This is a genomic window from Cupriavidus sp. CuC1, assembly GCF_044627735.1.
Lineage (GTDB): Bacteria > Pseudomonadota > Gammaproteobacteria > Burkholderiales > Burkholderiaceae > Cupriavidus > Cupriavidus ulmosensis.
This window is the reverse complement of the sequence record NZ_JBIUHC010000277.1, coordinates 1-7,389: the sequence shown is the minus strand read 5'-3', so window position 1 is coordinate 7,389 and position 7,389 is coordinate 1. Positions and strand designations below refer to the sequence as shown.

At 63.5% G+C, this 7,389-nt stretch carries 8 protein-coding genes; 6 read left to right on the top strand and 2 right to left on the bottom strand.

Going from position 1 to position 7,389, the window contains the following annotated elements:
* The 5 genes from ACGLHR_RS49950 to ACGLHR_RS49930 form a co-directional block, all read left to right on the top strand.
* On the top strand, positions 1 to 144 hold a 144-nt coding region (locus ACGLHR_RS49950), incomplete at its 5' end, for a transposase (RefSeq protein ID WP_400103326.1).
* 58 nt (positions 145 to 202) lie between these two features.
* Complete coding sequence (locus ACGLHR_RS49945; protein WP_400103324.1) at positions 203 to 1,066, top strand: hypothetical protein; 864 nt, start codon at positions 203 to 205, stop codon at positions 1,064 to 1,066.
* Between the two features lie 279 nt (positions 1,067 to 1,345).
* On the top strand, positions 1,346 to 2,371 hold the full coding sequence (locus ACGLHR_RS49940) for an ATP-binding protein (RefSeq protein WP_400103322.1): 1,026 nt from the start codon (positions 1,346 to 1,348) through the stop codon (positions 2,369 to 2,371).
* Positions 2,372 to 2,460: 89 nt separating this feature from the next.
* The gene (locus ACGLHR_RS49935; RefSeq protein WP_400103320.1) at positions 2,461 to 3,378 is read left to right on the top strand and encodes a hypothetical protein; all 918 of its coding nucleotides are present in this window, start codon (positions 2,461 to 2,463) and stop codon (positions 3,376 to 3,378) included.
* Positions 3,379 to 3,385: 7 nt separating this feature from the next.
* Positions 3,386 to 4,621: a VWA-like domain-containing protein gene (locus tag ACGLHR_RS49930; protein ID WP_400103318.1), complete on the top strand. Its 1,236-nt coding sequence runs from the start codon at positions 3,386 to 3,388 to the stop codon at positions 4,619 to 4,621.
* 212 nt (positions 4,622 to 4,833) lie between these two features.
* On the opposite strand, the gene ACGLHR_RS49925 is transcribed toward ACGLHR_RS49930, so the two are convergent.
* Together ACGLHR_RS49925 and ACGLHR_RS49920 are read right to left on the bottom strand one after the other, a co-directional pair.
* Positions 4,834 to 6,150 (bottom strand): type II toxin-antitoxin system HipA family toxin, encoded by a 1,317-nt coding sequence (locus ACGLHR_RS49925; RefSeq protein WP_400103316.1) that lies wholly within the window; start codon positions 6,148 to 6,150, stop codon positions 4,834 to 4,836.
* Between the two features lies 1 nt (position 6,151).
* A complete protein-coding gene (locus tag ACGLHR_RS49920) occupies positions 6,152 to 6,412 on the bottom strand; it encodes an XRE family transcriptional regulator (protein ID WP_400103314.1) in 261 nt (86 codons plus the stop codon).
* Between the two features lie 515 nt (positions 6,413 to 6,927).
* Here ACGLHR_RS49920 and ACGLHR_RS49915 point away from each other — a divergent pair.
* Positions 6,928 to 7,311, top strand: coding sequence for a hypothetical protein (locus ACGLHR_RS49915; RefSeq protein WP_400103312.1), 384 nt, complete (start codon positions 6,928 to 6,930; stop codon positions 7,309 to 7,311).
* Positions 7,312 to 7,389 lie beyond the last annotated feature (78 nt).

Below are 7,389 nucleotides of genomic sequence, written 5' to 3'. Positions count from 1 at the left end.
CTGCGGCAGCAGTTCGGGGACTTCCATCCGTGGCTCAAGCGGCGGGGCGTGCTTTGGTCCCCGTCCTACTTCGCGGCATCGTGCGGCGGGGCTCCACTGGATATCCTGCGCCAGTACATTGAGCAGCAGCAGACCCCTCACTAACCCCAAATTCCCGCCTTACCCCGGACTGAACTCCGGGGCTTGCACCGGTGCCTTGGTCATGCGGCATGACAACCTGGCGATCACTGCTCACAATGCCGCTCGCCTCGTTGCATTGGTTAAGCCGCTGCCGGCCGATCGGGCCCGAATCGCTGTGGATGACGCGCTGTTCGCGGCCGGGATCGTCCCTCCGCCTTCGTTGCCGACCATCGCCCCGCCTACCGGGGAGAACGCGGCGCCGGTCTCACCACTTGGTGCACGCTTGCATTCCCTCATCGCCCAGCATCGCTATATGGAGAGGACTGCGCGTGCGCACGAAGAGCAGGCTAAGGGAGTGCTGTCCGAACGCATGCTTCAGCGCGAACTTCGCCTTGCCACGGTCGAGCGGGACACCACCAGCTACTCGTGGCCCAACCGGCTGGCGCTCGCGGTCATGGAGCGCAACGTGGCGCAACTGCTTGAAGCGCTGGATAGTCCAAGCGATCAGAACGCACTATCCAAGCGGGCCATTCGCGAGGAGCTGGGTGTGGTATTGACCGGCGTGCCGGCGGCTACGCGTCGACGGCGGATCTTTGAACTGTGCGGCTTCTCCGAGGCCGAGCAGCGTCAATGGGACATTGAGGCAGCGGCCGCGCAGACTGCGCTTCGCCAAGCCCGCGATGTTAAGAGCGCCCGCGAGCAAGCGGAGGCTGCAAGTTGGCGCTTGCCGGAAGGGCGGGTTCTGAACGGCCGCGAATATGTGGACATGTGCATTGACGAAGGCTTCCGCCAGATCAAGCACTATCCGCGCGGCAGCGCTCGGGTCTATTACATTGAAGATCCGCAGCGCCGCCTGGCGCGCAAGCTGCGAGCTAAGGATGGCACCCTAGCCTATGCGCGAGCACGGCTGGCCGAATACGGGCCAGCATTAGCGATGGCCGCCTGATTCGTTTGACTCTCCCCCGGCCGAGCGCCGGGGGAAGTTTTCTCTCAAGAGCGATAGCAAATTCGTCGTCTATTGGCGTACTGCCTTCGCGATATTGGCTGTAAGCTTGTCGTTAGAGCGTTGTTCGCACTGGTACGGATCAGTCCAAACAGCGTTTTACCTGCGTCTCTGACGCATCGACCTCTGCCAGTCACGCTGGCGCATTCATTGAAACTTCCCACAGGGACACCTTCCCTGTGGGCAAGGTGGCTTTGTGGGACTCGCCTTTTTAGGAACCCCATGAAAGTCAATCCCTCCCAAATGCACACTCTGCTCGCGGCCTTCATTCCCGCACGCCTGCCCGTCCTCATCACAGGGGCGCCCGGCATTGGCAAGAGCGACATCGTGGCCAGCGCCGCCAAGGCAGCCGGTCACGACCTGCTGATCTCCCACCCCGTGGTGGAGGATCCGACCGACTCCAAGGGTCTGCCGTTTCCGGCAACGGACGGTACCGGTGCCAAGTTCCTGCCGTTCGGGGACCTGGCCACCGCGATCAACAGTACGGCCCCCCTGGTCTGGTTCATTGACGATCTCGGCCAGGCCTCGCCGGCTGTCCAGGCCGCCAAGATGCAATTGCTGCTCGCGCGGCGCATCGGTGAACACGTCCTGCCGGACCACGTCACCTTCGTGGCGGCCACCAACCGTCGCAGCGACAACGCGGCGGTGTCCAACATCCTTGATCCGTTGAAATCCCGCTTCAGCACCATCGTGGAGCTGGAGCCGACGATCGAGGACTGGACGCGGTGGGCAGTCACGAACAACGTGCCCCCCGCGCTCATCGCCTTCCTGCGTTTCCGCCCCGATCTGCTGCTCTCGTCCCAGCGTAGCAAAGAGGTGGAAAACCTGCCTTCGCCGCGAGGCTGGGGGCATGTGGCACGTCAACTGCCGCTGGTACCGCCGGGGATGGAAATCGTCGTGACGGCCGGCGCGGTGGGCGAGGGCGCAGCCCTCGAGTTCGAGTCGTTCCGCCAGATCTATCGCGAGTTGCCCAGCGTGGATTCGGTGCTGGCCGCTCCGGAATCCGCCAGGATTCCTGACAAGGTGGCCGCGCAGTACGCCATCTGCGCCGCGCTCGCCGCCGTTTCCAACGAGAACAACTTCGATCGCGTGATGGTGTACGCCAATCGCCTATTCGAAGCCCATCTCGGCGAATTCGCCGTGATGCTCGCCACCGACGCAGCGCGCCGCGACGCGCGGATCTGCGCCACGCCGGCGTGGATCAATGCGCAGGGCGGCAAGCTCGGTGAGTTGCTGCTCGGCAACTGATCCACTTTTCCTCTTCATTCCATGACGGCGAGCCACCAGGCTCGCCGTTTTTCGTTGCAGCCGTATTCATCCCATTTCCAGGAATCATCATGAACATTCAAGACATCACCAAGCGCGTTATGCTCGCCACCTTCAACACGTCGGTCTGGCGTGCGCGCCGCTTCGACACCCGCGCCACGCAGGAGGTCGAGTCCAACCACGACACCAAAGACATTGGCCGCTTCAACAAGAAGCTGCTGACCGAGGGCGCCACGTCATACAAGGAAGTGTGCGCGGTCGCCAACCGTGCCCGCGCCTACTTCGATGCTCACAGCCTGGATTACGATCAGTTGGGCGTGCGCCTGCTGCCCACTGACATGTACATGGAGGTGGCCGACCGTCAGCGCGAGTTTCAGGACGAGTTCAACGCCACGACCGCGGTGTTTCTCGCCGACTATCCGCGCCTGAAGGAAGAGGCTCGCGCGGCGCTGAATGGTCTGTTCGACGAAGCGGACTATCCGACGCAAGCGGAACTGGCCAAGAAGTTCGGTATGCGCCTGGCAGTCCTGCCGTTTCCGGACGCGAGCCAGTTCGACATTGCGCTGCCGGCCAACGTACTGGACGGGCTCAAGGCGGATATCGACCAGCGCGTGCTCGGCGCGGTGAAAACCGCCAACGACGACCTGGTGGGCCGCCTCTTCGAGGCCGTGCAGCACTTCGCCAACCGCCTGTATGGGGCCACGAACGTGCGGCTGGATGTTGCCGACAAGGTGCGCGAGTTGAGCGCACTGCTGCCCAAGCTGAACTTCTCCGGGGATCCGGCGCTCACGCGCATCCTGGATGAGACGCGCGAGCATCTGGCCCGTCACACCGGGGCGGACCTGCGCAATTCGAACGATCTGCGCAAGCAGGTGGCCGAGAAGGCCATGGAGATTGAGGCACAGATGGCCGCCTTCATGGGTGGCCCGCCGCCCTCGCCGGTGGTGGCTGCCCCGACCTCGTCGATGTTCGAACTGCTCACAGCGTGAGGCCGGCATGCGCGATCGAATCTCGAAGCAGCGTTCCCAGCTCATCCTGTCCCAGCCGTTCTTCGGGGCGTTGTTGATGCGCTTGCGGGTGGTCGAAGATCCGTCGTGCAAGACGTTCTGGGTGGATGGCGTATCGCTGGGCTACAACCCAGCATTCGTCGCCAGCCTGAGCGATCTTGAGCTACGCGGCTGTCTTGCCCACGAGGTATTGCATCCGGCCAACGGGCATTGCTGGCGCCGCGGCGTTCGCGATCCTGACCGTTGGAATCAGGCCTGCGACTATGCGATCAATCCCTTGGTGCTCAACGCCGGCTTGCAGTTGCCGGCCGGCGCGCTGATCGACGGACGATTTCTCGGCAAATCCGCAGAGGAAATCTATGCCATGTTGCGCCAGGAGGCATCGGAGCAACCGCAGCCAAAACCGCAACCGCAGCCACAGCCACAGCAGGACCAGGACGGCAACGGCAAGGCCGACGGCAATGATCCACCCCAGCCTAACGGCCAGGATGGCAAAGGCAATGGCACGGCCGGGGACGACCCGTCGCAGGCCTCGCCAGACTTCTCGCCCGGCGAGGTTCGCCAACAGCCGCAGGCACAGCAGCAAACGCTGGCCAACGAGTGGAAGGTGGCGACGATGCAGGCAGCAAAGGCCGCGCAGATGCGTGGCAAGCTGCCCGGCGAGTTGAGTGCGATGGTGGAGTCGGCCACGCGGGCATCGGTGGACTGGCGCTCGGTGCTGCACCGCTTTGCCTTCGAGCAGACCCGGTCGGACTACAGCTGGGCCATGCCGAACCGGCGGTACACCCATATGGGCCTGTACCTGCCGGCGTTGCACGACCAGTCGGTCGGCGATGCGGTCTTTGTGCGCGACACCAGCGGTTCGGTGTTCGACGAGACGCAACAGCAGTTCGGGGCGGAGATCCAGACGGTCTTCACCGTGCTGCAGCCGCGGCGCCTGTTCGTGCTGGACTGCGACACTCGCGTGACGCAGGTGCAGTGCTTTGAACGCGGAGATGCCCTCGAGCTGGGTCCCATCCGAGGCGGTGGCGGCACGAGTTTCCGAGCGCCGTTCGCGTGGCTGGACAAACAGGGAATTGCTCCGGCGTTCCTCGTCTACCTGACGGACATGCACGGGAAATTCCCGGCTGCGCCGCCGGCGTATCCCACCTTATGGGCGTCGACCACGCCGCTCCACACGATTGCTCCGCCGCCGTTTGGCGAGGCGGTGGAGGTCCTCATTTAAACCAACCCCGGGCGTGTCGCTCGGGGTTATTTTTTGGCTCTGTCTGAGCTAAAAAGTGTTGCACGACCCCGCTGGTAGAGTAGGCTCACGCGGAGGACAGGCAAAGGAGAGCCTCCTGTTTCTCCCGCGGGCGGCAGAACATGAGCCGCGTGTCGAACGGCTTCGGTTGGTACTACTCGCTTGGCCAGGGACTGGTTTGTTGTGCGAGGATCTCAGGTGCGACGGAAGGGACTTGCTCGCTTTCTCTTAGCCGGCGCGGACTGAAACCGGGCCTGGTCGAAGCCAGTGCGCTGGGTTAGGAGCTCTTCGCCGTCGATGCGCTCGGCCAGGCTCTCGATGTCGCGCTCCGTCACGCCGGCCTGCGCGAAGTGTTCCTGCCAGGTGTTCACGACGTCGATGACGGTGGCAATCTCGGCCGCGGCCTCCGTGGGCAGCAGGCCGAATGCATCGCACTGCGACATCGCGTTTTCGAGCGTCGAGTCCCGGCCATGAGCGCCGCAGATGAACTCCTGGTAACCCTGCCCCGAGTTCGTCGGCAAGACGTCGTACGCCGGCGCCAGCTTCAGGCGGCCATTCTCGAGCGGGTTCACGACCAACAGGGAGTGGTTCTTCTCGTGGTCATCGGTGTTGTCGACCAGGATGTTGAAAACCATGCGACGGAAGAGCTCGCGCGCGTCGCGTTGGTTGATGTCGTCCTGGGTGATGCCGACCCGGCGGAGGATTCGCGCCAGCTCGGGGTAGCCCATCTGTGGCTCCTCGCCCGATGCGGTGGCCGCCCGAATGGCGGTGCCGGCCGAGATGCTGTGAATTCGCCGACCCTGTTTGCGGTCGAAGCGGCGAATGGCGATCGCGTTCGCCCCGAGGAGGTGGATGACAAGCGTCTCGGCCACCGTGATGCCCGCGCGCTCGGCCAGCGTCATCGTCGCGTGCTCGATGAGCGGCGCGTCGACGGGCTCGTTGTTGAAGAACTTGATAACCCATTGCTCGCCGTCAATGTCAATGAGCGCCTTGGGCTTCGCGCCACCGAGCGGACTGCCGCCGCCAGCAATAATCTTTGCTTCCAGGGCGGTGATGGGCTCCGAGGCCTCAATCTTGGCCACCACCTCACTGAGCTGTTGCGCAGCTTCTAGCCGAGGAAGCGGACTCACGGCTCGCGGGCTGTAGGTACTCGACGACGTGGAAACACCGAGCGCGCCGAATCGGTCGTCTCCGGCGTAGTACAGGTACTCCATCAGGGAGAGGCGCTTGGGCTTGTCCACGAAGCGAATGACCTTCTCGCCCCAGCGGTCCGGCCGCGCGTCGTCGATCGCGCCGACCGCGCGCTGCGCATCGGTCGCCAAGCGGCCTGGCGGCAAGAACTCGTTGTCGACGAGAGGGAGGTCCTCGCTCAGAGCGAACCCGTTAGCCAGCCACTCCTCGCCGTAGTGCAAGGAGACCCCCTTGCCGGCGGTGACCAGTTTCAATGCGCCGACGTAGCGCGGTGTGGCCGGGTCACCCAGGTACCAGAGGTACAAGTCGTCCAGACGCATCTCAGCCCTTTGCCCGGTTCGTGCGCACGCGTGATTCCGCGGCGGCCTGGGCGCGTGCGCGACCCAGTTCGACGGCCTCACGGACGTCCATCTCGATGGCGCCTTGGTCGTGCTCGGGCGCCGCAAGATTTCTCAGCTCGCCGTCGCGCTTGATGAGCCAGAGCGCAGTCGCGACGATGCCGATGCCCACAGACGGGTCACCGGCTTCGAGCCGTTGCAGCGTGGGCACAGAAACACCCATCCGCTTCGCCCAGGTCTTCAATGATTCTTTGCGGCGCAAGCGGGCCACAGCTAGGTCGGCGCCAAGCTTCTCGATGGCGGCAGCAGTCGCCGGCGGGAGCTGCAGGAGGGCACGGGCAGTTTTAGGCATACACATAGATTATATCGAAACAGGACATTTAGTCAATATCTATGTGTACGACAAAGAGAGGTCCGAGTCTGTTCAAAGCACCGCTCCAGCAGATTCTGCGCCACAGGCAGGGCTGTGCACCGAATCCGTGGTGACCCCTTACGGCGGGCGTGTGCCGCGCTTACGAATACTTGCTTTAAACAGGCATCGAGAGTGGTCTTGCCGGCAGGCCGGCCGCGCTGAAGGGATGGTTTCTGCATGGGCAGAAGCGTGGCCCGGCAACGCTTTTCGAGCCAAGTTAGATTTATCCCCTTCCGCTTGTTGCCGATAGGAGATTAGCAGCACGTCTTATGGAAAGAAGAGAGCGTGGGTATCGTTGCAAGGTAGCAACTGCTTATTGGACAGCGCTCAGCAGACCGGAGGGAAAATTGGAGAGGAAGGACGCAACGCCGCTAGATGTGGACCAACTGTCGCGCGACGTGCCGTTAGCCTTGCACGCTAACTGGCTACGAGCGCAGGCAACTGGCGAGACGGACCTGGACTACGACCGCTGGCTGGAGGGTCAACTCTGGCCGCGTGCGCCCGTCGAGTGCGTGTACCGGCAGGGCCACGCGGTATTTAGGCTTCAGCACCGCAGCTGCTATCAGGTTCAGGATCCGATCCGCGGCATGCGGGATTTCCGCTGCCTGCTGGACGGCCAGTTTCCCTTTGTGTCGTTTGTACGCGCGCAGGGGTTGAGCCTGCCGTGGCTTACCATCGCCGGATTGTTCTCGGTCGACGAACTGGTGTCGTTGCAGCCAGTGGCGCGTTAGCGTTGACTTCCTCTCCGGGCTAACCCCCGGAGATTCCTCCAGCGAGCGCCTGAAGTCCCAGGCGGGCAATGTTCCGGG

Excerpts from the sequence above, each read along its gene's own strand:
- ACGLHR_RS49925 (WP_400103316.1), bottom strand. The coding sequence starts at position 6,150 with ATGCGTCTGGACGACTTGTACCTCTGGTACCTGGGTGACCCGGCCACA.
- ACGLHR_RS49945 (WP_400103324.1), top strand. The coding sequence starts at position 203 with ATGCGGCATGACAACCTGGCGATCACTGCTCACAATGCCGCTCGCCTC.
- ACGLHR_RS49940 (WP_400103322.1), top strand. The coding sequence starts at position 1,346 with ATGAAAGTCAATCCCTCCCAAATGCACACTCTGCTCGCGGCCTTCATT.
- ACGLHR_RS49930 (WP_400103318.1), top strand. The coding sequence starts at position 3,386 with ATGCGCGATCGAATCTCGAAGCAGCGTTCCCAGCTCATCCTGTCCCAG.
- ACGLHR_RS49935 (WP_400103320.1), top strand. The coding sequence starts at position 2,461 with ATGAACATTCAAGACATCACCAAGCGCGTTATGCTCGCCACCTTCAAC.